Genomic DNA, 21,118 nt, shown 5'->3' with positions numbered 1-21,118 from the left:
CAGTTTACTGCAATTGATGCCGGATGCGCAGGGTCTTTCGAACGGCGGCTCATGGCGCCGCCTTTGCTTTCTTCCTGGCAAGTTCGTCGAGCCGGCGCGCCAGGAAAGCCAGTTCCTGCGGGTCGCTGATGTGTCCGCTGGCGATCAGGCCGCCGATCACCAGGCGGGCGCTGTCGAGCTGGTCCATGTCTTCCAGGATGAACGCTTCCATCTCGCGCGCCCATGGCGGCACCTGCTGCCCCGTCGCCAGGCGGCGCAGGGCGCGCGCGTAGCCGAGCGCCAGCGGCAGGTCGTGTAACTGGTGCTTCGCCACCAGCACGGCCTGCGCCATGGCGGGCCAGCGGCGCTGCGGGTCGGCCGCGAAGCTGGCGGCGACAAAATTGAGCATGCGCCGCGCGCGTTGCGGGTCGGCCACGCCAGCGTAGATTTCGCTGGAGGCCATCAGCGCGTAGTTGCTGCGTGGATCGAGCGTTTGCGCCGTCTCCAGCCAGCCCGCCAGGCGGTCGTAGTCGAGTGCGCGCCAGGGCAGGCTGACGCCGGGCTGGTCCTCGAACGATTGCAGGTACAGCAGCATGGCCTTAGCCATGGCCAGCGGCTCGCCCAGGCTGGCCAGACGCGCCATGCTCGCCGGCGGCGCGGCAGGCAGCGGACGCGCCTGTGGCGGTGCGTGCTGCTGCGCCAGGCGCCAGCCCAGCTGCAGCAGCAGGCAGGCGGCCAGCAGCCAGCACAGGGGGCGCGGCACGCTGCTCCAGGGGCGCTGGGCGGTGGCCATCAGATGTTCCTGCGGTAAAAGTCGCACAGCGCGCAGCTGGCCAGCAAGCCGACATAGATGGTCGTTTGCGCCGCCACACTCACCAAGGCTTGCCAGTCGCCGGTGGCGTACAGCAGCCATTCCGTGCGCGTAAAGGCGTCGAGGCGGGGCAGCAGCAGGGCCAGCGCGTCGATGGCGCCCGCCATCGCCTGTTGCGGCCAGGAATCGCCCGCCTGCGGGCCGTGCGCCAGCAGTTGCAGGCTGCCCAGCATGCGCGCCAGCAGATAAAAGCCGGCCGTGGCGGCCAGCGCCGGCAGCGCCTGTTGCAGGCTGGCCGCGCACAGCAGGCTGAAGGCGGCGACGATCCACAATTCACCTAGCAGCGACAGCGCCCACAGCGCGCTTTGCCCGGGTGCGGCGAACAGCGCCATCAACAGGCCGAACAGCAAGGCGGGCACGGCCGCCAGCAGCCCATAGCCCAGCAGCTTGCCCAGCAGGTAGGCGGCGCGCGGCATGGGGAGCGCGAGCAGCAATTCCAGGCCCCGGTCGGCCGCTTCGCGCGCCATGCCGGTGATGATAAAGGTGGCCAGCAGGAAGACGCTGGCCAGGCGCAGAGTGGCCGCCAGCAGCGCCGCCTGCACGGCGCCGCTTTCCGTCAGCGCCAGTTGCTGCAGGAAGCCGGCCAGGGCGGTGGCGCCACAGGCGGCCAATACGAACAGCCACAGCAGGCGGCTGCGCCGCGCTTCGAGCAGCGTGTAGCGGGCGATGGTGAGGGCGGGAAAGAACGTTGGCATCAGCGGGGCAGCCTTTGCGCCGTCACCATGCGGTTGAACAGGATGTTCGGCGACAGCCAGACGACGAGGTCGTCGAACTCGCCACCGGGCTGCTGCGGGCCGCTGGCGGCGCGGCTGATGAAGGTGGTGGCGTTCGATGCATTGTTGCGCTCGTCGACATTGTTGCCGAAAGGTGCAGCCTGGCGCTGGCCCTGCAGACTCGTGGCGCCGAAAGCGTTCTTGCCGTGCGACATGATCATGGCGGGGATGTCGTTCAAGGCTGTCGCTTGCAGCAATGCACCGCCATGGCGCGTGACGATGCTGATATCGCGCGGCGTGCCCAGGTTGAACTGCTGGCCGCTGTCGCTGAAGGCCGGCGTCACGCTGTAGCGCAACAGATGGTTCCAGCTGTCGCCCGGAAGCAGCCCCAGTGTGGCCCACGGCAGAAAGCCGGCGCGTTTTTCGCCCGTGCAGCGCGTGCCGCGCCGGTCTTCCAGGCCGCTCATGGCGGAGACGGCGGGACACGGCAGGTAGCCGTAGCGCAGCGCGTAGCCCGTCAGCGCTTCCTTCGCTTCATTCAGCGCCTGTTGCGTGTCGGTCACCTTGCGCTGTTCCAGTTGCACCGTCAAGGGCGTCACCAGGCCGCCTATCATCAGGCCGACGATGACGAGCACGATGGCGATCTCGATCAGGGAAAAGCCGCTTTGGTGGCGCCGGGAGGCGTAAATCTTGCTCATGGCAGGTTGCGCGCGGCGCGCATGCGTTGGTATAGGGTGGGCAAGGTAATCCAGGTCAGCATGTCGTCAAAGGCGCCGCCCGGCAGCGCGGCATTGCCGCTGGCGGGGCGGGCAATGAAACGGCGGCTGGCGCTGTCGTTGGCGGCCTCGTCGATATTGCCGCGTGCCGTATTGATCTGCGTCACGCCGCTGGCAGCCGTGCCATGCTGATCCTTGCCTTGTGAGAACAGCACGACAGGCAGGCACTGGGCGCTGACGTCGCACTGGTCCTGTCCCGCCACATAAGTGAAATCGCCGCGCGCGTCGCGCTCGAGCACGACTCTGTTGGCGACGGCGGAAAACGAGACGATGGGGGCGCGCGCCATTTCCGGCGTGACGCTGTAGCGCAGCAGCTTGCCCCAGGCATCCACGCCGTCCACGCCCAAGGCGACCCACGGCAAAAAGCCGCTGCATGCGGCATCGTCGGCGCAGTCGGCCGCCCGTTCGCGCCCGTCGAGGGCGGAGGCGGCCGGACGGGGCAGGCGGCCATTGGTCGCCGCAAAGCCCAGCAAGGCTTCGCGCGCCTGCGCCAGGGTGGCCAGGGTACGCTGCTGGCGTTCGGCCTCGCCCGACCGGCGGCCGAAGGCGCTGATCAGGAGGCTGGCTGTGCCCAGGCCTAGCACGGCCACCAGCAGCAACAGGGCGGCGCCGCGCTGGCGACGCGGTTTGCGATGAGTTTGCCGTGGCGTCATGGCGGCGTCTCCTGCACTTCGCTGACCGTGCCGCTGGCCGGGTCGTAGCGCTGGCCGGGTTTGAGCAGCACCATCTGGCCGTTCGACAGGCGCAGGGTCAATGTGCCGGACTTGCCACTGGCAAGGCGGTTGTGCGGCTCGTTCTGCGCTTCCTGGTTCAGCCAGACGGTGGAGCGCCCGCTGCTGCGCAGCACCACGCCATTCAATTCCAGGGGCGGGGCGGGCGGCGGTGGCGGTGGCGGAGGCGGCGCAGCCAGGGCGGGATCGGACGGTGGCGTCCCGTAGCGCTGTGCGTCGAGCTGGGCACGTTGCTCGGGCGACAGGAACAATCGCCCCAGCTGCGGTGACTGGGCGCGGGCCGTCAGCGCGGCGCCGGCCAGCAGCGCACACAGGATGAGGGCGCACGGGACGCGGATGTGCCTCATGGCCGCCCCGGCACGGGCACGCTGTTGACGGTGAGCCACAGCAGCTCGCATTCGGCGCCCAGGACGGGCGCCATGGCGCCCGTGGCGATTGCCTTGCCGTTGCCAGTCCCGGCTGCTGCATGGCGCTTGAGCGTGCAATCCTGCACGGCGAAATAGCCGGCCTGGCGCAAATCGTCAAACAGGTTCAGCAAGTCCATCTCGTGCAGCAAATCCATCTGCAGGCGCATGCGGCTGCCGCGCAAATGATATTGCCCCATCACCATGGGCAACGGCACCTGCAGCACTTGCTGGGCACTGATGTCATAGCTGATCGGCAGCAATTTGCGCTGTTCCTGGCTGTGGCGGATGGCGTCGATCCAGGCCAGGCGGTTTTCCTCGCCGATCAGGCCGCGCTGGCGCAGGGCCAGGAATTGCGGTTCGTAGGCACGGATTTCCTGCTTTTCCGTTTCCGCGTGGTTGAACAGGGTAGCGGCCGCGGCGCGCGTGTGCTGGGCCAGGTACAGCCGTTGCGCTTCGCGCATGCGGTAGGCCGCGCTCAGGCTGAGCAGCACCACGCTGGCCAGCAGGGTCAGGGCAAAGCACAGCAGGGCGCCGCGCACCAGGTGCAGTTCGCCCAGCCAGGCGGGCAGGGTGTGCGTGCGTGTGGCAGCGCGCTGCATGCCGGGCAGGGGGGGCTGCTTGACGGGGCCGCTCATGGCTGCCACTCCAGCAAGAGGGTAAAGCGGGCCTGGCTGTCCGGCGCCGGCGCGGCGCTCTTGCCGGACAGGGCCACGCTGGGACGCAAGTCCAGCGGCGTTTCCTCGATCGTCACCTGCATGCCCGGCTGGCGTGCCAGGGTTTGCGCGAAGGCCATGATGGCAGCCAGTGCGGCGCGGTAATCATTGTTCGGCATGGCCACGTCCGCTTCCAGGCGCAGCGCCTGCGGCGGCGCGACAGGGATGCCGGCCAGGGCGCTGCGGGGCGGCGTATTCGCATCCTGCGGCTGCGCTGGCTGGCCGCCGGCCACGCGCGCGGGCGCGCGGCCCGCATGCCAGTGCAGCTGGCCGAGTGCAACTTGCGGCGCCTGCTCCAGCGCGGCGCCCAGCATGCCCAGCAGGCGGCCCGGTTCCGGCGCCTGCCTGGCGATCATCTGGCCCAGAGTGACAGCCACTTTCATGTTCTGCGTCTTGGCCGGGGCCGGCGGCTGCGTCGACATGACGCTGCGGTAGCGTTCCTGGTCGGACGCCGTTTCCTGCGCCAGGCGCTGCGTGGCGGCCCCGTCGGCAATGCCGCCCAGTAAATTAATCACGCACCACAGGGCGGCCGATGCGCCGATCAGTGCGCTGGCGCCATACAGCGTGTTGCGCGCGCGCTGGAAATGGTAATAGCGGGCCAGCGCGCCGGGCGGATAGTGGCTGGGCGGTGGATGCTTGCCCAGCAAGGTCAGCAGCAATTCGTCGGCCAGCGCCGGCGTCTGGCGCAAGCCTACCCGTTCGCCTGCCAGCTGCAGGTCGATGAAGTGGTAGGCCACTTCCACGCCGTTGTCGCACAGCAATTCGAGCTTGGCGATCTGCGCGGCCGGCGCCAGGATGACGGTATTGAGGACGTCGCCGCGCGCCAGCATGCGCGTGCTGGTGAGAAATTGCCGCGTTTTTTCCGTTTCCAGCGCGATATTCACGGCCACGCCGTCGAGCGCGATGGTGGCCGTCTGGCGCGAAAAGCGCAGCTGGCCTTTTTCATAATAGCTTTGCCGCAAGCCGCCTGACTGCTGCGTCACCAGCAGCAAGTGTTCATGCGCGATCGACAGCTTTTTGACCAGCGCGATACTCAGCAGGCTGGTTGAATAGATGCCTGCCACGGGCAGGCGCAAGTGTTCGAGCGCCTCCGTCCACGGCTGCAGCAGCGACGGATTGGTGAGGGCGTAAAACAGCACCTGGTCGTCGTGGCGGCCCGTGTTTTCGCGGCCCAGCAGGGTGCTGCCCCGGTAGGGCGTATCGCGGTGCAACTGTTGCTTGCGCCGCTCCAGCAAGGCACGGCCCGCCTTGCCGCGCACGTGGGGCAGCAGTTGGCGCTGGAAATCTTCCTCGATCAAGTCCGTCAGCAGGTAGACGGGCACGTCGCGCCTTCGCTCCTGCGGGTCTTCCAGCCAGGCGGCGAAACCGTCCAGTCCGGCCGCGCTGGCGGGGAAGGCCTGGCCCTGGCCCAGCGCACCGTGGTCCCAGTCGTAGGCGCACAGGGCGTCGCTGGTAATGTAAAGTAATTGTTTGCGGAACACGGCGGCCTCAGGTTTTGATGGTGCTGATGGTGTCGTAGATCGGCCCCAGCACCGACAGCATGATCCAGCCCAGCAGCAAGCCCAGGATGACCGTCATGGCCGGCTCGATCATGGCCTGCACTTTTTCTATCAATTCCTTCACTTCACGGTTGTAAAAGTAACTGACATTGCGCAAGGCCGTGTCCAGCGAGCCCGTCGCTTCGCCCACCTTCAGCATGCGGATCACCAGCGGCGGGAAGATGCCCGTGTGCTGGAAGGCGGCGGTGACGCCGTAGCCCTCGCTGATCAGCTGCGCGGCGCGGCGCAGGCCGGCCGCTACCAACTGGTTGCCGGCGATGCCTTCGGACAAACGGATGCATTCGAGTATCGTGATGCCGGAGGCATACATCAGGGCAAAAAACGTGGCGAAGCGGGCCAGGATGATCTTGTGCAGCACGGGGCCGACCAGCCACAGCCGCAGTTTCAGTCCATCCCACGCATAGCGTGCCGCGCTGCTCCTGCGGATGAGGGCGCGCAAGCCGAAAAACAGCAGCACGGGCAAGGTCAGCAGCACATACCAGTAATCGATGAACACATTCGACACGGCAATGAGTACGCGCGTATGCAGCGGCAGCTCGCCGCCCATGTTGCGGATGAAGGCCGTCAGCTGGGGCACGAGATAAATCATCAGGAAAAACGTCACGGCCGCCACGACGATGGCCACGATGACGGGGTACATGACGATCTTGCGCGTCTGCGAGGCCAGCTCGTCCTGCCATTTCAAGCTTTCCGACAGGTTCTTGAAGACGTCGGCGATCCTGCCGCTCTGTTCGCCCGCCAGTATCAGGCTGGTAAACGTGGCGTCGAAAATGTCGCCATGCTGGGCCAGCGCGCCGGACAGGGGCAAGCCGCCCTCGATGCTTTCGATCAGATCCGTGACGACTTCGCGCAGGCGCGGGTGGTCCGTGCTTTCGCGCAAGTCATTCAAGCCTTCCAGGATGGGCACGCCCGTGCCCGTCAACTGCTCCATGTGGAAGCAGAAATTGATCAGGTCGCGGCGGTGGATGATGCGCTTGCCTAGCAGCACCAGATACTGGCCCGTGATCTTGCAGTCGATCAAGTCGAGCTGCATGCGGTGCAAACGCGCTTCCAGGTCCGGCACGTTGGCCGCTTCCATGCTGCCGGGAATCAGCGCGCCGGCGGCATCCATGGCGCGGTAGACATATTGCGCCATCAGGCCAGCCTTTCCGTCAGGTCGACCACGCGGCCCACTTCTTCCAGGGTGGTGACGCCTTCCAGCACGCGGCGCATGCCATCGTCGACGATGCCCTTGAAGCCGGCCGCGCGCGCCGCGTTCTTCAATTCGCGCGAGCTGGCGCGGCGCGCCGTCAATTCGTCGAGTTCGGCCGTCATCTTGAGGATTTCCATGATCGCCAGGCGGCCCTTGTAACCCTGGTGCGCGCAGCGCTCGCAGCCGGCGGCGCGGCAGATGTTGACCGGAGGCGCTTCGAGCGCCAGTCCCAGCAGGCGGCGCTCGACGTCGTCGGCGACCGCTGTTTCCTTGCAATGCGGACACAAGCGGCGCACCAGGCGCTGCGCCACGATGCCGATGATGTTACCGGCCATGATGTCGGGCAGGATGCCGATGTCGAGCAGGCGCGCCACGGAACCGATGGCCGAGCTTGTATGCAGCGTGGAATACACCTGGTGGCCCGTCATGGCGGCGGCAAAGGCCATTTCCGCCGTTTCGCGGTCGCGGATTTCGCCCACCAGGATGATGTCCGGGTCTTGCCGCATCATCGAGCGGATGCCGTCGGCAAAGCCCAGCTTGACGGATTCGTTGACGGAAGTCTGGCGTATCATGTTCATCGGATACTCGACCGGATCCTCCAGCGTCATGATGTTGACGCTTTCCGTATTGATATGGTTGAGTATCGAATACAGGGTGGTGGTCTTGCCGCTGCCCGTCGGGCCCGTCACGAGGATGACGCCATCGGGGCGCGCGATCATCAGTTTGAGCAGCTTCAGTTCCGCTTCTGCCAGACCCAGCGCGTCCAGGGGGACGATGCCTTTTTGCCGGTCCAGCACGCGCAGCACGACGTTTTCGCCATGCGTGGTGGGTTGCGCCGAGGCGCGGAAGTCGATTTGCCGCCCGGAAAACTTGATGCTGATGCGCCCATCCTGCGGCGCGCGCGCCTCGGCGATATTCATGTTCGACATCACCTTCAGGCGCACGGCCATGGCCGGCCAGTACGATTTGTGCAGGCTGCGGATTTGCCGCAGGATGCCGTCGATGCGATAACGGATGCGCAGGAACGACTGTTCCGGCTCGAAATGGATGTCCGAGGCGCCGTTCTGCACGGCATCGGCCAGCAGCGCATCGATCAGGCGCACCATGGGCTGGCTGTACTCGTCCGATGGCGACGCCATGCTTTGATAGCTGACTTCGCCCGTCTCGATTTCATGCAGGATGCCGTCGATCGACAGCTCAAAACCATAGTACTGGTCGATGGCGCGCGAAATGTCCGATTCGTTGACCAGCACGGTGGAAATCGTGATGCCCTTGACCAGCATGGCGCTGATCTGGTCGAGCGCCACGATGTTGCTGGTGTCGGCCATGGCCAGGATCAGATTGTCTGCCTGCCGCTCGTAGACGATGGGGAAGACGCGGTAGCGCTTGGCTACGTCCTTGGGGATCAGTTTCAAGGCGATGGCGTCGACCACCAGGCTAGCCAGGTCCGCGCTGACCTGTTTCAGGTTCTCGCTGAGGGCCTCGCGCACGGTTGCTTCCGTGACAAAACCCAGGGTGATCAGCAGCTTGCCCAGCGGTTCGCTGCTGCGCCGCTGCTCGATCAGGGCGATGCGCAGCTGGTCTTCGCTGATCACGCCTTTCTGGATCAGCAGCTTGCCGAGGGGAAGTTTTGCCTGTTCTGCCATGTGATGCTTATTCCTGACGGGGTGTGATGGTGGCCGGCTCGGCCGGGGCCGAGGGGGTCGCCAGTTCGCGCAAGCGCGTTTGCACGACGGCCTGGTCGAACGCGGCGGGCGTGGTCTGCGCCAGCGTCAGGGCGCGCTGGTAATACGTGGCGGCCAGCCGGGGCTGGTTCAGGCGGTCCAGGCCCACGGCCAGGTTGAAAGCATAGTCGGGATTGCCGGGCGCGGCGCCGTAGGCACGGAAAAATTGCTGCTGCGCTTCGTTCCAGCGGCGCTGCTTGGCGTACACATTACCCAGTGCAAACAGCACGGGGGCACTGTCGGGGCTGCGCGCCAGGATCGCCTTCAATTTTGCCTCGCTCTGCGCCACGTCGCCCTGGCGCAGCCCGATCAGGCCGGCCAGCGCCTCGCCATCGTCGGGATTGATTTCCAGCAAACGCACATACAGCGCCGCCGCCTGCGCGCCCTGCTGCTCGCGCAGGGCCACGGCCGCCAGGCCCAGCAGCGCGTCGCGGTTGGTGGCATCCTGCCGCAGCACCGTTTCATATTGCTGACGAGCAAGGCCCAGCTGGCCCCCGTTGAAGGCTTGATAGGCTTGCTGCACCCCGGGGTTGATTTGCGGCGCGGCCACGCTGCGCTGCACCTGGATCTGGCTATTCTCGGGCGCGGCCACCGGCGGCAGGCTGGGCGGCGCGGGCGGCGCCATGTGCGCCAGCTGCGCCGCCACGGCGGCCTGGGCTGCCGCCTGGATCATCGCCTGCTGTTCCGCCGCGCCGGCTGGCGGGCGCTGTTCGCTCGGCATATCCTGCGGCATCGGTGCGGGCGCAGGGGCGTCCGGCATGGCGCCGCCCGCCGCCGGCACCACCAGCACGGGACCGGCAACGCCGGCCGTGCCCGGAGCGTCCGTCAGCGGCATGGGCACGCCGGGCAGGTTGGCGCCCGCGCCGGGGCTGCTGCTGGCGCGCCAGTACCAGTACGCCATGGAACCGGCCACCAGCAGCAATATCGCCAGCAGCACGGCCAGGCGCACGGTGGCCGGGTCGACGCTGATGGGCCCCGTGGGCCCTTTCGGCGGCGGATTGCTGCGGCTGGCACGGGGCCGGGCGGGCGGCGGTTCGGGGCGAGGGGGCTGCTGCGGACTTGGCTGCGCGCCTTGCTGCGCAGCTGGCTGTGAATCTGGCTGGGTCGCATTGCGCGCCGGCTGCGGCGCGGGCGCGTCCGCCAGCGGTTCCAGGCGCAAGGTGCTTGCCGGCTGCGCGGGCGTCGGCGTTGGCGCGGCAGGCGCGGGATGGGGCGGCAGGGCGTCGGCCGGCGCCAGTTCCAGCACTTGGTCGTAGGCTTCGGACGGCTTTTCCAGTTCCTCGTCGGAAAGGCTGTTCTGCTTGGCGCGCTCGGCCTTCTTGAGCGCCTGCATCAGCAAGCTCATGGGAAGTCTCCCTGCAGGCGCGCCTGCGGCCGGACGGCCGGCGCAGGCGGGCCATCCGTGTAAGGCTGGCTGTTGAGCGGCGCCTGGCCGGGCAGCAGGTAGCGGTAGTCGCGGTAATCGCCATCGACGCTGGCATCCTTGACTACGACGGGGCGCATGAAGATCACCAGCTCCGTCTTGCTGCTTGCCTCATTGCGGTAGGTAAACAGATTGCCCACCAACGGCAGGCTGGACAGGCCCGGCACGCCATCCCTGGCATTGTCGATGGAGTCCTGCATCAGGCCGCCCATCACGGCGATCTGGCCATTGCCCACTTTCATGATCGATTCCAGTTCGCGCGCCTGGATCACGGGCACGCGGCTCACTACGCTGGCGGTGGCCAGGGCCGGATTCGGGTCTTGCACGTAGCCCACGATGCGCGTGATGGTGGGGCGCACGTTCAGGGTTACTTCATCGCTGTCGGAAATCTGCGGCGTGACGCTCATGACGAAGCCGACGGGCACCGTTTCCAGTTTCGATTCATACGTGGCCGGCGTGGTGATGGTGCCCGTCGAGCTGATCACGGCGGGCGTCACCTTGATGGTAAAGAAGACATTGTTGTCGACCACCTTCAGCATGGCCGTCTGATTGTTGAGCACGCTGATCTTCGGACTGGACAGCACTTTCACCTTGCCGAACGATTCGAGCAGCTGGATGGTGGTGGAAAAACTGTCTTTCAGGTAATTGAGCACGAAGATGCCGGGCGTGGCGCCCGGTGTCACGCCGCTGCTGAGGGCCGCAGAGCCCACTTGCTTCTGGGTCAGGCTCAGGCTGCCCGTCAGGCGCGCCCAGTTGATGCCTTGCTGGTATTGATTGCTCAGGCGCACTTCGATGATGGTCGCTTCGATCAGCACTTGCCGCTTGGCGCTGTGCAATACCGCGTCGAGGAATTCGGCGATCTTTTCATGCTGGCGCCCCGTGGCCCGCACGGCGATCAAGCCACCCTCCACGTTGACGACGACGGACGAGGGACTGCCCTTGTTGGCCAGTTTTAACAGCGGCATGCCGTTCGCGTCCAGCGGCTGCCCAGGATTCGTGTTCTGGCCGGTCACCTGCTGGCCCGGCGCAGGCGCATATTGAGCGCCATTCTGCATCGGCGGCTGGGCGCCGTACTGCCCGGTGGCGCCGGTGGCAGGGGAGTTGCCGGCCGGGTTCTGCTGCTGGCCTTGCTGCCCTTGCTGTCCGGGCATGCTCGTCAATTGCTGGTTCAGCTGTGCCAGCGGGTCCACCTGCACGTCGTTGAGCGTGGTTTCGCGCAGCAGGTCGCGGATATTTTTTTCCAGGCTGTACCAGAAGTTATTTTCCGAACGATTCACCACCAGGGTGGTCGAATTGTTATTGCCGTTGCCACCGCTGCCTTGCGTGCTGCCAACGGGGTTGCTGGCATTGTTCGAGCCACCGCCTGCCGTGGAAATTTGCGTGGCGATATTCACGCTGCTGTTGGTGCTGCGCGCCATGTTGACGTAATCGACCTTGTAATTGCGCCACACGGGCGCGTCGGGCAACACCGTCAGGTTCTTGCCATCGATTTCGTAGCGCATATCGACTTGCTTGCCGATACGCGCCAGCAGTTGTGGCAGGGTCTGGTTCAGCGCATTCAGGGTGACGCTGCCTTCGATCTGCGGGTGGATGTCGATATTCATGCCGGCGTCGCGCGCCAGCGCAAACAGCAGCGATTGCACGGGTACCTTGTGCACGGTGACGCTGTAGGTTTCCACTTTGGGCGCAGGCAGGGGCGCGGCCAGCGCGCTGCTTTGCTGCACCGGTTCGGGAATGACGCCGGCGGGAAGGGGCGCGGCATTGAGGTGCACAGGCGACAGCGGCGTTTGATGCGTGGCGCAGCCGGCCAGCACGCTGCTGCAGGCGAGGGCGACCCACGAGGCCAGCACAGAAATAGGGTGTTGAGTCATGAAAAGTTCGCCCTTGGAGTCGTGTTGTGCTTTTGCAATTTTACCCAGCATGATCGCCTAAAAGCAATCGGATGTGCAGGCCGGGGAGGCGATATGCCGAAATAAAGTCAGGGAGTGCCACGCCCCGATTTTACCGTTGCCAAGGCTTTCATTTCCGTGCGGATACTGTCTATGTCGCTCAGCAATATTTTCTGTGGCGATGTGGGTGCTATCCTGGACCAGACGGCTTCGGCGCTGGCTCGGTCGGCAAAGCTGCCATAGACGATGTCCAGGCGCGCGGTGGCGCTCGCCGGCGCTGCGCCTGGCAGGCGAAACACGTGGATGTTGCGCAGGCCGATGGCTTGCTGCGCCTGTTGCAGGAAAGTTTCCGCAGCGACCGTCTCGGTGGCAGGCAGGCTGGCGATTTGCAGCACCAGTTGCTGCGGCCCTTGCCTTGCCAGCCAGTCGCCCGATTCGGCCAGCTTGCTGTCGAGCAGTGTTGACGGTGCCGGCAGCGGCACGTGCGCGGCGGCTGCCTGGAACGCGCCTGGAGCTGCGTCGGCGGGCGCAGTGCGGCGCATCTGACCTTGCTTGCTCGTCAGCCATTGCCACAGCAGCGCAATGGCCAGCAGCAGCATCAGCGCGCTCAAGGCGCCTGCCAGCAGCTTGCCCGCGTGCCAGGGTGGACGGTGGAAGGGGCTGTCGGCAATGGCCAGGCGCACATGGCGCGCGCTGATTTCTTGCGCATCGTCCGCAAATGCGGCCAGCAAGGCCTTGTCGGCCAGAATATTGATCCTGCGCACGATGCCCTGCGCGGCGCGCGCCAGCTGGCGCAGTGCAGCCGGCGAGAAGGCGAGCGGGGCCGTCCGGCCGGCGGCGGCCAGGCGGCATGCCAGATAATCGCCCAGCAAGGTTTGCGGCAGGTGCGGCACGCTAAAACTGTGGGTGATGCGTTCCTTCAATTGGCGGAACTGGGGCAAGTCCAGGGTCTGCTGCAATTCCGGCTGGCCAAACAGGACGATCTGCAGCAGCTTGTGGCTGGCCGTTTCCAGGTTTGTCAGCAGGCGCAGCGCTTCCAGGGTGGCGCCCGGCATGGCTTGCGCTTCTTCGGCCAGCAGCACCACCTGGCGTCCGGCCGCATGCCGGGCGATCAGCTCGCCGTGCAGGGCGCGCAGCACGGCATCGGCGCGGCAGTCGTCCAGTGCCAGGCCCAGTTCGGCGGCGATGGCGTGCAGAACGTCATCCGGTTCCAGGCGGGGATTGAGCAAATACAGCACGTCGACCTGGGGCGGCAGGCGTTCGGCCAGCATGCGGCACAGCATGGTCTTGCCGCTGCCTACTTCGCCCGTCAGCTTGATGATGCCTTCGCCCTGCGTGACGGCATACAGCAGCGCAGCGAGCAGTTCACCGCGTGTATTGCCCGCATAAAAGAAGGCCGGATCGGGCGTGATGCCGAACGGTGCCGTGCGCAAGCCGAAATGGGGCAGATACATACCGTGCGGGGAAGGCGCATAAGGCCGCCCGGGCGGCGTGGAAAGCGGGATGTGCGTGTCGGCGTTCATGCCGCGATGCAATTGAGGAAAGCCTGTTCCAGGCTGGCATCTTTCGTACCGCCATGGCGCGCGCGGCATTCGGCGGGCGTGCCCGTAAACACGATGCGGCCCGCATGCAGGATGGCCATGCGGTCGCATAATTCTTCCACGTCGGCCAGCGCATGCGAAGTGAGCAGGGCGCCGCGGCCCTGCGCGCGCGCTTGCCGCAGCACTTGCTTGAACTGTGCGCGCGCCTTCGGGTCGAGTCCGCTCATCGGTTCGTCCAGCACCAGTTGCGGCTTGCCCGATAGCAAGCAGGCGGCCAGCCCCAGTTTCTGCATCATGCCTTTTGAATAGTCGCGCGCGGGGCGCAGCAAGGCGTCCGGCGCCAGGTCCAGCGCGTCCAGGGCTTGCTGCACGGCTTGCACATCGGGGCGCACATTGTGCAGGCGTGACAGGTAGCGCAGGAAGTCGTTGCCCGTCAGGTAGTAGGGCGCCTGGAAGCGTTCCGGCAGAAACGACAGGGGCTGGCGCGCCGCGCCGTGGCGGTGCGGCTGGCCGAAAATGGCGATCTCGCCCCGCTCGGGCGTGCAAAAGTCCAGCAGGCATTTCAGCAGGCTGGTCTTGCCCGCGCCGTTCACGCCGACCAGGCCGAACAGCTCCCCCGCGCGCACCTGCAGGTCGATGCCGCGCAGCACGGCGTGGCCCGCCAGTTGCAGATGTACGTTGTGAAACTCGATGGCGCAGGCGTTCATAGGGGCAATGGTCGGCAGGCAAGACGGCGTACGACCGCCATTATTGCCATGGGCGCAGGCGGGCGGCAAGTGTTTCCTTGCAGAGTGTTGAAATGCGCGAAAATCAAGGCACGGAATGTATTTTCTTTAAGAAACAACAGGTTCTGGAATAAAATGCCTGTGCGCGCCGCTGGCGTGCAGCATCTGTTGAATCTGTCGAGGAGCAAGCATGGCAAGGCCAGAGAAAGTCAGGCTCGGTGAAATTTTGGTGCAGCAGGAGTTGCTGACGGAAGAACAGTTGGGCCAGGCCTTGACGGAGCAGAAGCGTTCGGGCCGCAAGCTGGGCCGCGTCTTTGTCGAGCACGGTTTTGTCACGGAAGAGCAGATTTCGGGCGCCCTGGCACGCCAGCTCGACATTCCCTATATCAATCTGAAGTTTTTCAACATCAATCCGGAACTGGTGCGGCTGCTGCCAGAAACCCAGGCGCGGCGTTTTCGCGCGCTGGTGCTGGAAGACCGCCGCGAGGGTTTGCTGATCGGCATGTCCGATCCCACCGACCTGTTCGCGTACGATGAAATTGCGCGCCTGGTCAAGCGTCACATCGAATTGGCCGTGGTCAACGAAACGGAAGTGCTGGCCGCCATCGACCGCATCTACCGCCGCACGGAAGATATTTCCACCCTGACGCGCGAGCTGGAGCAGGACCTGGGCGACGTTTCCGTCGACTTCGGCGCACTGGCCGCCAATCCGGGCCTGGAAGAGGCGCCCATCGTCAAGCTGCTGCAATCGGTGTTCGAGGACGCCACGCAGGTGCGCGCCTCGGATATCCACATCGAGCCGCAGGAAGGCCGGCTGCAGATCCGCTTCCGCATCGACGGCGTGCTGCACCTGCAGACGGAAGCGGACAGCAAGATCGCCAGTTCGCTGGCGCTGCGCTTGAAACTGATGTCGGACCTGGATATTTCCGAGAAGCGCTTGCCGCAGGATGGCCGTTTCGCCATCCGCGTGAAAAACCAGCGCATCGACGTGCGTATTTCCACCATGCCGACGCAATATGGCGAATCGGTCGTGATGCGGCTGTTGAACCAGGGCGGCACGACCTTGCGCCTGGACGCCATCGGCATGCCGCCCAAGCTGGTGCAACAATTCCGTGCCATCGTCAACCGCCCTAACGGCCTGGTGCTTGTGACGGGGCCGACCGGCAGCGGCAAGACGACGACCTTGTACTGCGCCTTGTCCGAGCTCAATTCCGTGGAAAAAAAGCTCATCACGGTGGAAGATCCGGTCGAGTACCGCTTGCCCGGCATTAACCAGGTGCAAGTGAACGACAAGATCGAGCTGAACTTTGCCAGAGTGCTGCGCTCGGCCCTGCGGCAAGATCCCGACATCGTGCTGGTCGGCGAGATGCGCGACCAGGAAACGGCGCAGATCGGCTTGCGCGCCGCCATGACGGGCCATCTGGTGCTGTCGACCTTGCACACCAACGACGCCATCAGCACGCCGCTGCGTCTGATGGACATGGGCGTGCCGCGCTACATGGTGGGCAGCTCGCTGCAAGCCGTGCTGGCGCAGCGTCTGGTGCGCGTGATCTGCGAAAGCTGCAGCACGCCCTACGCGCCCACGCCGAACGAATATGAATGGCTGCGCCTGGAACTGGGCGAGCTGGTCGAGCGCAACCAGTATTTCCACGGCAAGGGCTGTTCGCATTGCAACGGCATGGGTTACCGGGGGCGCACGGGCGTGTACGAATTGCTGGAAATCACGCGCGCCGTGGCCGACGCCGCCAACCATGCCGATCCTTCCCACTTCATGAAGGTGGCGATGGCGCAGATGGCGGGCGAAACACTGCGCCGCCACGCCGTGCAACTGGTGGTCCAGGGCCGCACGACGGTGATGGAAGCGATGCGCATCAGCAACCAGAGCGAGGATTGAAGTGCCATTTTTTGCATACAAGGCGCGTAATGCCAGCGGCGAGCTGCTGACCGGCGTGATGGAAGGCGCCGACAGCGGCGCCGTGGCCGACCAGTTGTTTTCCACCGGCGCGACGCCGGTGGAAATCCTGGTGACCAAAAAAGCCGCCACCACCGGCGCCGATATCGGCTGGTGGCAAAGACTGACGGAGAAAAAAGTCAGTTCGATGGACGTGCAGTTGTTCAGTAGGCAACTGTACACCCTGCTCAAGGCGGGTGTGCCCATCATGCGCGGCCTGGCTGGCCTGCAGGAGTCCGCCATCAGCCCCGCCTTCGGGCGCATCATCAAGGATGTGCGCGAATCGCTCGACGCGGGCCGCGAACTGTCGGCCGCCATGGCGCGCCACCCCACCGTGTTTACGCCGTTTTACCTGTCGATGGTGCGCGTGGGCGAAATGACGGGGCGCCTGGATGAAGTGTTCCTGCGATTGTTCGACCACCTGGAGTTCGACCGCGACATGCGCGCACGCGTGAAGTCGGCCACGCGCTACCCCAGTTTCGTGATCGTGGCCATGCTCATCGCCATGGTCATCGTCAACATGTTCGTGATTCCCCAGTTCGTGAAAGTGTTCGCCAGCTTCAATGCCGAACTGCCCTTGATGACGCGCATCCTGATCGGCACGTCGGCTTTCATGGTCAATTACTGGCCGGTGTTGCTGGTGGTGACTATTGCATCGATAGCCGCCTTCCGGGCCTGGTTGCGCACCATTCCCGGCCGCTACACGTGGGACCGCTACAAGTTGCGTTTCCCCATCGCCGGCAAGATCATCCTGAAAGGCACCATGGCGCGCTTTGCGCGCAGTTTCGCCCTGTCCAGCACCAGCGGCGTGCCCATCGTGCAAGCGCTGACGGTGGTGTCGCAGACAGTGGACAACGCCTATCTGTGCGCCCGGGTCGAGCAGATGCGCGACGGCGTCGAGCGCGGCGACAGCATCTTGCGCACCTCGGTGGCGGCGGGCGTCTTCACCCCGGTGGTGCTGCAAATGATCGCCGTCGGTGAAGAGTCCGGTTCACTCGATGATCTGATGGATGAAATCGCCCAGATGTACGAGCGGGAAGTGGATTACGAATTGAAGACCTTGTCTGCACAGATCGAACCCATCCTGATCGCCTTTCTTGGTGCCATGGTGCTGGTGCTGGCGCTGGGCATCTTCTTGCCGGTGTGGGATTTGGGCAAGGTGGCCCTGCATAAATGACACAGCGCCATTCGCCAAAAAACAACGTTGTGGCTGGCACGGCATTGCAGCGGGGATTTACCTTGTTTGAGCTGGCCGTCGTGATGTCCGTCATCGCCGTGCTGGCGACCGTGCTGCTGAGCCGCTTGACCGTGATTCAGCAGGACGCGGAGCGGGTGGCGGTGCGGCAAACGGTGGTGGCGCTGCGGGCGGGCCTGCGCATGAAAGTGCTGGAGCTGTATGCGTCCGACCGGCAAAATCAGGTGCCGGCGCTGGCGGGGCAAAATCCCATCGATTGGCTGGCCGAAAAGCCGGCCAATTATTTGGGTGCTTATACAGCGCCGGCGATAGAAAAACTTCCCCAAAGTCATTGGTTTTTTGATCAAAGTAATGCAGAATTAATTTATATATTAAGTCGAGGCAACATTTTTGGCGGATACCGTTCCGAGTTGCTTCAATTCAAGGTAAGCTTGCAGCAAGCGCCCCTTGCTTCGGCCAGGCCTTCAAGCCCGGTCGATGCGCCGCAGGTGGCCCTGATGCAGATGGGCGAGGCAGGCGGGCTGAAATAGTTTTTTTTCGGCAGGTAAATTTTGCCAGCATTATTTTTTTGATTTTTTGGAGATCAGCATGAAACTGCAGTCAATTCGTCGTTTTCAACAAGGTGGCCAAGCGGGCTTTACGCTGATCGAGTTAGTCGTCGTCATCGTCATCCTGGGCATCCTGGCAGCCACCGCGATTCCCCGTTTTAGCAATTTGTCGATCGACGCCCGCCTGGCAAAAATCAACGGTGCCCGCGCTTCGGTTCAGGCCGCCGCTTCCCTGGCCCATGCGCAATGGCTGGTCAATGGTTCCCCCACCACTGCGCCCGTCACGGTGATAATGGAAGGTACGACCATCTCCATGACGAACGGCTATCCTGATGACAAAGGCATTGTGGCTGCGGCAGGTGGCTTGAGTGATTACAACGTTTCCGGCACGGCACCGGTATCGATTGCCGCCGATCCCGACCATCTCAAATGTGCGTTCACTTATACTCCCGCTACAGGGGTGGTAGGCCCTGCACCTACTGCTCTCGCTGCCAAGACAGATTGCTAATAGCGTGAGCCCCGCATGCGGCGGATAGTCGCGCCGCATGCAATCCGCCTGGCTCGCCAGGCGTTTTTTATTCTTCCGGGCATGTTTCAGCCTACATACCGCTCATCGCCACAGGTGTCCACAATGCTGTCTGCAGCAGGTTTGAGGTTTGCCGGACGGGCCAGTCGCGGTCGCCAGCTGCGCGGCTTCACCCTGGTCGAGCTGATCGCCGTGCTGGTGGTGGGGGGCCTGCTGGCTGCCGTCGCCATGCCCCGATTCTTTCAGCAAGACAGTTTTGACGCGCGCAGCTTTGCCGATCAAAACGTGAGCATGCTGCGCTATGCGCAAAAACTGGCGATCGCGCAAAACCGTCCCGTCTTCGTGCAGCTCAACGGTACCCGCATGGCCCTGTGTTTCAATACTGCCTGCGACGCGGCCAACCGCGTCTTGCCGCCTGCGGGCGGCAACAGCGGCCGCAGCGCTACTATGGGCGCCTGCGCGAATACCACGGCGTGGCTGTGTGAAGCGCCGCCCAACAAGATCAGCTACAGCGTGCCGCTGGAAGCGGCAGCCTTTTACTTCAGTGCCCTGGGTCGCCCTTACAAGTCCATTGACACCGAACCCGTTTCCAGCTTTCCCGCGCGCGTCAGCATCGGCATCAGCGGCGGCGGCATGACGCGCAACATCATCGTCGAAGGGGAGACGGGCTATGTCCATTACTAGGATAACCACCTTGCCGGTGCGCAGGACGGCGCAGCGCGGCGTGACCCTGATCGAACTTGTCATCTTTATCGTGGTGGTCAGCATCGCCGTGATTGGCCTGCTGCAAATTTTCGCCCGCACCACGTCCAGCAGCGCCGATCCGCAATTGCGCAAGCAGGCGCTGGCCATCGCCGAAGCCATGCTCGATGAGATCGCAGGCGCACGCTTTACGTTTTGCGATCCACTCGCCGATCCGGCCGCCGATATGGCGACGAATGCCGCACCGTTCGACAGCGCCACCAATCCCACCGGCTGCACCACGCCGCAAAATGTCAGCGCGACGGTGCCCGCCACGGGACGGCCGTATTACAATGTCAGCGACTATGTGCGGGCCTTCAACACTCCCCTGAACTACACGGACGACGCGGCCGGGCAGCCCTTTCCTGCCGGCTATGTGGTGAGCGTGACCATCAGCCCCGACGCGGGACTGGGGCCTGCAAACGCCTTGCTGCCTTCGGATGCCACGCCCATCAATATGAATGTCTTGCGCATCACGGTCACGGTGACTTACGGTACGAATCAACAGCTTGTGCTGGCCGGCTACCGTACGCGCTATGCAGGCAATGCCGTGCCATGATGATTTCTTCACGCCCCCGGCAGCGCGGTTTCACCTTGATCGAACTGATCGTGGTCATCATCATCACGGCCATCGTCGCCGGCATGGTGGCGGTGTTCATTCGTGCCCCCGTGCAAAGCTACCTGGATGTGACCGCCCGCGCCGAACTGGCGGACGCGGCCGATACGGCGTCGCGGCGCATCACGCGCGACGTGCGCCTGGCGCTGCCCAACAGCGTGCGCGTGACGAGCAATAGCAGCGGCAGTTATCTGGAGCTGCTGCTGACCAAGACGGGCGGGCGCTATCTGTCGGAAGACGATAATCTTAGCGTGACGCCCGGCAATGTGCTGGCCTTTGATCCCCTCACGCCGGTGAGCAATGCGAACGTCTTTACCATCGTCGGCGCCGTGCCGTCGGGCTTGCAAGCCATCGTGGCCGGCGACTTTATCGTCGTTAATAACCTGGGCAATCAGCCTCCGGTGGATGCCTATAATTGCAGCGGGCAATGCAACCGCGCCCAGGTCGCTTCCATCAGCGGCAACGATGTCACGCTGGCCAGCAACCCCTTTGTCGCGCAAACGCCATCCATGCCTTCGCTCAGCTATCGTTTCCAGGTGGTCAGTACGGTCGTGACTTATCATTGCGCGCCGAATGCGAACGGCACGGGCACGCTGACGCGCTATGCGGGTTATGCCATCCAGGCGGCCCAGCCGGTGAGCGCAGCGGCGCTGACCGGCGCGCCGTCTGCGGCGCTGATGGCCAATCAGGTCGCCGCTTGCGGTTTTTCTTTCGCTACGCTACCCAACCTGCAGCGCGGCCTGGTCAGTGTCAGCCTGACCCTGGGCGCGTCCGGCGGCAACGCCGGCCAGATCACGCTGGTGCAGCAGGCACAGGTCAATAATTCGCCATGAGAAACTCCATTTCCCCCATGTCGCACGGGCGGCAGCCATGCCGCCCGCCGCGCGGCTTCAGCATCGTCACCGCCATCTTCCTGCTGGTGGTGCTGTCCGCGCTGGGCGTGGCGCTGCTCTCCATCTCGACCAAGCAGCATGCCGAGTCGGCGCTGGACGTGCAGGGCGCGCGCGCCTACCAGGCGGCTCGCGCCGGCATGGAGTGGGGCGTATACCGGCAGCGCGTGGACGGCAGTTGCGTCGCCAGCCGCGATTTTGCCTTGCCGGCAAATAGCGCGCTGAACGGCTTTCGCGTGACCGTGCGCTGCACGCAGGCGGCGGGAGCGCTGCCCCGTTTTCAAGTGATAGCCACCGCCTGCAATCAGCCGGTGGGCGGCGTTTGCGCCACTGCCAACGCCACCAACCATCCCGATTATGTGCAGCGCGTCGTGCAGGCGGAGTTTTAAACACGCTACTCTAAAGGAA

Annotated in this window: 21 protein-coding genes; 8 read left to right on the top strand and 13 right to left on the bottom strand. The window is 64.6% G+C overall.

Annotated elements, in window-relative coordinates:
- Window positions 1-49: 49 nt before the first annotated feature.
- The 13 genes from ACQ4WS_RS02540 to ACQ4WS_RS02480 all read right to left on the bottom strand — a co-directional run bounded on the left by ACQ4WS_RS02540 (window position 50) and on the right by ACQ4WS_RS02480 (window position 14,225).
- Window positions 50-772 carry a hypothetical protein gene (locus ACQ4WS_RS02540; RefSeq protein ID WP_436473378.1) on the bottom strand — a complete coding sequence of 241 codons (723 nt, stop codon included), beginning with the start codon at window positions 770-772 and terminating at the stop codon, window positions 50-52.
- Complete coding sequence (locus ACQ4WS_RS02535; protein WP_436473376.1) at window positions 772-1,545, bottom strand: ABC transporter permease; 774 nt, start codon at window positions 1,543-1,545, stop codon at window positions 772-774. The genes ACQ4WS_RS02540 and ACQ4WS_RS02535 overlap by 1 nt, the downstream gene beginning before the upstream one ends.
- Window positions 1,545-2,261 (bottom strand): type II secretion system protein, encoded by a 717-nt coding sequence (locus ACQ4WS_RS02530; RefSeq protein ID WP_436473374.1) that lies wholly within the window; start codon window positions 2,259-2,261, stop codon window positions 1,545-1,547. The genes ACQ4WS_RS02535 and ACQ4WS_RS02530 overlap by 1 nt, the downstream gene beginning before the upstream one ends.
- Window positions 2,258-2,992 carry a hypothetical protein gene (locus tag ACQ4WS_RS02525; RefSeq protein ID WP_436473372.1) on the bottom strand — a complete coding sequence of 245 codons (735 nt, stop codon included), beginning with the start codon at window positions 2,990-2,992 and terminating at the stop codon, window positions 2,258-2,260. Before ACQ4WS_RS02525 ends, ACQ4WS_RS02530 begins: the two co-directional genes overlap by 4 nt.
- Window positions 2,989-3,417: a hypothetical protein gene (locus ACQ4WS_RS02520; RefSeq protein WP_436473370.1), complete on the bottom strand. Its 429-nt coding sequence runs from the start codon at window positions 3,415-3,417 to the stop codon at window positions 2,989-2,991. Before ACQ4WS_RS02520 ends, ACQ4WS_RS02525 begins: the two co-directional genes overlap by 4 nt.
- Window positions 3,414-4,112 carry a hypothetical protein gene (locus ACQ4WS_RS02515; protein ID WP_436473368.1) on the bottom strand — a complete coding sequence of 233 codons (699 nt, stop codon included), beginning with the start codon at window positions 4,110-4,112 and terminating at the stop codon, window positions 3,414-3,416. The genes ACQ4WS_RS02520 and ACQ4WS_RS02515 overlap by 4 nt, the downstream gene beginning before the upstream one ends.
- Window positions 4,109-5,671 carry a hypothetical protein gene (locus ACQ4WS_RS02510; RefSeq protein ID WP_436473366.1) on the bottom strand — a complete coding sequence of 521 codons (1,563 nt, stop codon included), beginning with the start codon at window positions 5,669-5,671 and terminating at the stop codon, window positions 4,109-4,111. Before ACQ4WS_RS02510 ends, ACQ4WS_RS02515 begins: the two co-directional genes overlap by 4 nt.
- 7 nt (window positions 5,672-5,678) lie before the next feature.
- Entirely contained in the window at window positions 5,679-6,884 is a 1,206-nt protein-coding gene (locus ACQ4WS_RS02505) for a type II secretion system F family protein (RefSeq protein WP_436473365.1), read from the bottom strand.
- Complete coding sequence (locus tag ACQ4WS_RS02500) at window positions 6,884-8,587, bottom strand: GspE/PulE family protein (protein WP_436473363.1); 1,704 nt, start codon at window positions 8,585-8,587, stop codon at window positions 6,884-6,886. The genes ACQ4WS_RS02505 and ACQ4WS_RS02500 overlap by 1 nt, the downstream gene beginning before the upstream one ends.
- Window positions 8,588-8,594: 7 nt before the next feature.
- On the bottom strand, window positions 8,595-10,010 hold the full coding sequence (locus ACQ4WS_RS02495) for a tetratricopeptide repeat protein (RefSeq protein WP_436473361.1): 1,416 nt from the start codon (window positions 10,008-10,010) through the stop codon (window positions 8,595-8,597).
- Entirely contained in the window at window positions 10,007-11,959 is a 1,953-nt protein-coding gene (locus ACQ4WS_RS02490) for a secretin GspD/PilQ domain-containing protein (protein WP_436473359.1), read from the bottom strand. The genes ACQ4WS_RS02495 and ACQ4WS_RS02490 overlap by 4 nt, the downstream gene beginning before the upstream one ends.
- Before the next feature lie 107 nt (window positions 11,960-12,066).
- Complete coding sequence (locus ACQ4WS_RS02485; RefSeq protein ID WP_436473357.1) at window positions 12,067-13,500, bottom strand: ExeA family protein; 1,434 nt, start codon at window positions 13,498-13,500, stop codon at window positions 12,067-12,069.
- Window positions 13,497-14,225: an ABC transporter ATP-binding protein gene (locus ACQ4WS_RS02480; protein ID WP_436473355.1), complete on the bottom strand. Its 729-nt coding sequence runs from the start codon at window positions 14,223-14,225 to the stop codon at window positions 13,497-13,499. The genes ACQ4WS_RS02485 and ACQ4WS_RS02480 overlap by 4 nt, the downstream gene beginning before the upstream one ends.
- Window positions 14,226-14,433: 208 nt before the next feature.
- Between ACQ4WS_RS02480 and ACQ4WS_RS02475 the strand changes: the two genes are divergently transcribed.
- The 8 genes from ACQ4WS_RS02475 to ACQ4WS_RS02440 all read left to right on the top strand — a co-directional run bounded on the left by ACQ4WS_RS02475 (window position 14,434) and on the right by ACQ4WS_RS02440 (window position 21,099).
- A complete protein-coding gene (locus ACQ4WS_RS02475) occupies window positions 14,434-16,137 on the top strand; it encodes a GspE/PulE family protein (RefSeq protein ID WP_436473353.1) in 1,704 nt (567 codons plus the stop codon).
- A 1-nt stretch (window position 16,138) separates the two neighbouring features.
- A complete protein-coding gene (locus ACQ4WS_RS02470; protein ID WP_436473351.1) occupies window positions 16,139-17,371 on the top strand; it encodes a type II secretion system F family protein in 1,233 nt (410 codons plus the stop codon).
- The gene (locus ACQ4WS_RS02465) at window positions 17,368-17,919 is read left to right on the top strand and encodes a type II secretion system protein (RefSeq protein WP_436473349.1); all 552 of its coding nucleotides are present in this window, start codon (window positions 17,368-17,370) and stop codon (window positions 17,917-17,919) included. The genes ACQ4WS_RS02470 and ACQ4WS_RS02465 overlap by 4 nt, the downstream gene beginning before the upstream one ends.
- Window positions 17,920-17,977: 58 nt before the next feature.
- Window positions 17,978-18,445, top strand: coding sequence for a type II secretion system protein (locus tag ACQ4WS_RS02460; protein WP_436473347.1), 468 nt, complete (start codon window positions 17,978-17,980; stop codon window positions 18,443-18,445).
- A gap of 123 nt (window positions 18,446-18,568) precedes the next feature.
- The gene (locus ACQ4WS_RS02455) at window positions 18,569-19,147 is read left to right on the top strand and encodes a pilus assembly FimT family protein (RefSeq protein ID WP_436473345.1); all 579 of its coding nucleotides are present in this window, start codon (window positions 18,569-18,571) and stop codon (window positions 19,145-19,147) included.
- A complete protein-coding gene (locus tag ACQ4WS_RS02450) occupies window positions 19,134-19,763 on the top strand; it encodes a prepilin-type N-terminal cleavage/methylation domain-containing protein (protein WP_436473344.1) in 630 nt (209 codons plus the stop codon). Before ACQ4WS_RS02455 ends, ACQ4WS_RS02450 begins: the two co-directional genes overlap by 14 nt.
- Window positions 19,760-20,653, top strand: coding sequence for a prepilin-type N-terminal cleavage/methylation domain-containing protein (locus ACQ4WS_RS02445; protein WP_436473342.1), 894 nt, complete (start codon window positions 19,760-19,762; stop codon window positions 20,651-20,653). The genes ACQ4WS_RS02450 and ACQ4WS_RS02445 overlap by 4 nt, the downstream gene beginning before the upstream one ends.
- Window positions 20,650-21,099 (top strand): agglutinin biogenesis protein MshP, encoded by a 450-nt coding sequence (locus ACQ4WS_RS02440; protein ID WP_436473341.1) that lies wholly within the window; start codon window positions 20,650-20,652, stop codon window positions 21,097-21,099. Before ACQ4WS_RS02445 ends, ACQ4WS_RS02440 begins: the two co-directional genes overlap by 4 nt.
- The last annotated feature ends 19 nt before the right edge of the window (window positions 21,100-21,118 follow it).

Origin of the sequence: Janthinobacterium leeuwenhoeki, assembly GCF_051380795.1 — a bacterium.
Classification (GTDB): Bacteria; Pseudomonadota; Gammaproteobacteria; order Burkholderiales; family Burkholderiaceae_D; genus Janthinobacterium.
Note: the sequence above shows the minus strand (reverse complement) of the source record. Positions and strands in the feature narration are given on the sequence as shown.

What these genes read in the sequence shown, in the direction of transcription:
- ACQ4WS_RS02540 (WP_436473378.1), bottom strand. Translation starts at nt 772, where the DNA reads ATGGCCACCGCCCAGCGCCCCTGGAGCAGCGTGCCGCGCCCCCTGTGC.
- ACQ4WS_RS02535 (WP_436473376.1), bottom strand. Translation starts at nt 1,545, where the DNA reads ATGCCAACGTTCTTTCCCGCCCTCACCATCGCCCGCTACACGCTGCTC.
- ACQ4WS_RS02530 (WP_436473374.1), bottom strand. Translation starts at nt 2,261, where the DNA reads ATGAGCAAGATTTACGCCTCCCGGCGCCACCAAAGCGGCTTTTCCCTG.
- ACQ4WS_RS02525 (WP_436473372.1), bottom strand. Translation starts at nt 2,992, where the DNA reads ATGACGCCACGGCAAACTCATCGCAAACCGCGTCGCCAGCGCGGCGCC.
- ACQ4WS_RS02520 (WP_436473370.1), bottom strand. Translation starts at nt 3,417, where the DNA reads ATGAGGCACATCCGCGTCCCGTGCGCCCTCATCCTGTGTGCGCTGCTG.
- ACQ4WS_RS02515 (WP_436473368.1), bottom strand. Translation starts at nt 4,112, where the DNA reads ATGAGCGGCCCCGTCAAGCAGCCCCCCCTGCCCGGCATGCAGCGCGCT.
- ACQ4WS_RS02505 (WP_436473365.1), bottom strand. Translation starts at nt 6,884, where the DNA reads ATGGCGCAATATGTCTACCGCGCCATGGATGCCGCCGGCGCGCTGATT.
- ACQ4WS_RS02500 (WP_436473363.1), bottom strand. Translation starts at nt 8,587, where the DNA reads ATGGCAGAACAGGCAAAACTTCCCCTCGGCAAGCTGCTGATCCAGAAA.
- ACQ4WS_RS02495 (WP_436473361.1), bottom strand. Translation starts at nt 10,010, where the DNA reads ATGAGCTTGCTGATGCAGGCGCTCAAGAAGGCCGAGCGCGCCAAGCAG.
- ACQ4WS_RS02490 (WP_436473359.1), bottom strand. Translation starts at nt 11,959, where the DNA reads ATGACTCAACACCCTATTTCTGTGCTGGCCTCGTGGGTCGCCCTCGCC.
- ACQ4WS_RS02485 (WP_436473357.1), bottom strand. Translation starts at nt 13,500, where the DNA reads ATGAACGCCGACACGCACATCCCGCTTTCCACGCCGCCCGGGCGGCCT.
- ACQ4WS_RS02480 (WP_436473355.1), bottom strand. Translation starts at nt 14,225, where the DNA reads ATGAACGCCTGCGCCATCGAGTTTCACAACGTACATCTGCAACTGGCG.
- ACQ4WS_RS02475 (WP_436473353.1), top strand. Translation starts at nt 14,434, where the DNA reads ATGGCAAGGCCAGAGAAAGTCAGGCTCGGTGAAATTTTGGTGCAGCAG.
- ACQ4WS_RS02465 (WP_436473349.1), top strand. Translation starts at nt 17,368, where the DNA reads ATGACACAGCGCCATTCGCCAAAAAACAACGTTGTGGCTGGCACGGCA.
- ACQ4WS_RS02460 (WP_436473347.1), top strand. Translation starts at nt 17,978, where the DNA reads ATGAAACTGCAGTCAATTCGTCGTTTTCAACAAGGTGGCCAAGCGGGC.
- ACQ4WS_RS02455 (WP_436473345.1), top strand. Translation starts at nt 18,569, where the DNA reads ATGCTGTCTGCAGCAGGTTTGAGGTTTGCCGGACGGGCCAGTCGCGGT.
- ACQ4WS_RS02450 (WP_436473344.1), top strand. Translation starts at nt 19,134, where the DNA reads ATGTCCATTACTAGGATAACCACCTTGCCGGTGCGCAGGACGGCGCAG.
- ACQ4WS_RS02445 (WP_436473342.1), top strand. Translation starts at nt 19,760, where the DNA reads ATGATGATTTCTTCACGCCCCCGGCAGCGCGGTTTCACCTTGATCGAA.
- ACQ4WS_RS02440 (WP_436473341.1), top strand. Translation starts at nt 20,650, where the DNA reads ATGAGAAACTCCATTTCCCCCATGTCGCACGGGCGGCAGCCATGCCGC.